At 73.2% G+C, this 1,558-nt stretch carries 2 protein-coding genes; both read left to right on the top strand.

Annotated elements, in window-relative coordinates:
• Positions 1 to 691 (top strand): toprim domain-containing protein (locus tag AC0CYZ_RS25810; protein ID WP_472220664.1); only part of this gene is annotated, 691 nt, incomplete at its 5' end.
• Positions 692 to 833: 142 nt separating this feature from the next.
• Positions 834 to 1,558 (top strand): FkbM family methyltransferase (locus tag AC0CYZ_RS25805; protein ID WP_472220662.1); only part of this gene is annotated, 725 nt, incomplete at its 3' end.

Here is a 1,558-nt window from a genome sequence, read left to right as displayed (position 1 = left end):
CGACGCCACGCGCACCGAGGTCTACATCGTCGAGGGCGACTCCGCGGGCGGCTCCGCGAAGTCCGGGCGCGACTCGATGTTCCAGGCGATCCTGCCGATCCGCGGCAAGATCATCAACGTCGAGAAGGCGCGCATCGACCGGGTCCTCAAGAACAACGAGGTCCAGTCGATCATCACCGCCCTCGGCACCGGCATCCACGACGAGTTCGACCTCACGAAGCTGCGGTACCACAAGATCGTGCTGATGGCCGACGCCGACGTCGACGGCCAGCACATCCGGACGCTGCTGCTCACCCTGCTCTTCCGCTTCATGCGGCCACTGGTGGAGCACGGCCACGTCTACCTCGCGTGCCCGCCGCTCTACAAGATCAAGTGGAGCGGCCGGAACACCGAGCCGGAGTTCGCCTACTCCGACCGCGAGCGCGACGGGCTCCTCGAGGCCGGCCGGGCGGCGGGCAAGAAGATCAACAAGGACGACGGCGTCCAGCGGTACAAGGGCCTCGGCGAGATGAACGCCAAGGAGCTGTGGGAGACCACGATGGACCCGGCGACCCGCATGCTGATGCAGGTCACCCTCGACGACGCCGCCACGGCCGACGAGCTGTTCAGCGTGCTCATGGGCGAGGACGTCGAGTCGCGCCGCTCGTTCATCACCCGCAACGCCAAGGACGTCCGCTTCCTCGACGTCTGATCCCGGCGGCCGGGGTCGTTCCACGGGAAACCACCCGTCGTCCGACGCCCGGTCCCGGGCGGCCGTTCGGGCCTGCGGGCCAGCCCACTACTCTCCCCGCGCGCGCCGGGTGCACCACCGGGCGGCGGTGGAGGGGCAGCCAGTGGAGCAGGCGGTCGACGAGCGGGCCGGGATCGGGCCGGCCGGGCCGCTGAGCCGTCTGCTGCGCTTCGCGGCGCCGCGGACGTGGTTCCTCGAGGACGAGGTCGCGGGCCTGGCCGAGCACGTCGGGCCCGGCGCCGTGTGCCTCGACGTGGGCGCCGAGTACGGCCTCTACACCTGGGCGCTGGCGGGGCTCGTCGGCCCCGCCGGGCACGTCCACGCCGTCGAGCCACAGCCCGGGCCCTCGACGTTCGTCGACACCACCCGCCGGCTGCTGCGCGCCGGCAACGTCACGGTCCACCGGGTCGCGCTCGGGGACGCCGCGGGCGGCGGGGTGCTCGCCCTGCCCCGCCGCCGGCTGCTCCCGGTCCACGGCCGCGCATTCCTGACGACGGGTGCGAGCGGGCTCGGGTCGAACGCCGAGTTCGGGCGCCACGAGGACGTGCCGGTCGCGGTGACGACCGTCGACGACCTCGTCGGGGCGCTCGGCCTCGGGCGCCTCGACGTCGTCAAGGTCGACATCGAGGGGGCGGAGGCCCGCCTGCTGGCCGGCGCGCGCGGCACGCTGGCCGCCTTCCGGCCGGTGCTGATGCTCGAGCTCGAGGACCGTCACCTGGCCCGGTTCGGCACGGGCGTCGGCCGCGTGGTGGCCGGGCTGGAGACGGCCGGATACGTGCCTCGGACCTGGGACACCACCCACGGCTGGGTGCCCCGGCGGGCCGACGA

The organism is Actinomycetospora sp. (genome assembly GCF_055612215.1).
The sequence above is the reverse complement of the archived record's forward strand: the minus strand, read 5'-3'. Positions and strand labels throughout refer to the sequence as shown.